This window comes from Undibacterium sp. SXout7W (assembly GCF_049339385.1).
Taxonomy (GTDB): domain Bacteria; phylum Pseudomonadota; class Gammaproteobacteria; order Burkholderiales; family Burkholderiaceae_D; genus Undibacterium.
The window spans coordinates 1-374 of the sequence record NZ_JBMPPF010000093.1; the positions used below are offsets into that span (position 1 = coordinate 1).

1 pseudogene is annotated in these 374 nt (G+C 47.3%); it reads left to right on the top strand.

Annotated elements, in window-relative coordinates:
- Positions 1-374: pseudogene (locus ACO0LB_RS20625) on the top strand (two-component system response regulator); the annotation flags it as partial.

Consider the following 374-nt stretch of genomic DNA (forward strand, 5'->3'; position numbering starts at 1 on the left):
AAAGCCGTGGGACGATAACGACATCATGCTGGTGGTCCGCCAGGCATTGGAGCGTAAAGCACTGGAGAATGAAAAGAAAAGGCTGGAAGCTCTGACCTTGCGGCAAAACGACGAATTAAAGGAATTGAATCATAGCCTCGAAGCAAAGGTAGAAGCCCGGACTGCTGAACTAAAAAAAGCACATGACTCTCTGATCCATGCCAACGATAAACATAAACCCAGTTTTTTAACCTCTCTCAAAGTGTTTTCCAGCCTGATTGAAATGCGTGGCGGTAAACTTGCAGGACGCTCCAGAAGAGTCGCTGACCTAGGCAGGAAAATTGCAATCCGGATGGGATGCGATGCCAAAGACTCACAAGAAATTTTCGTCGCAG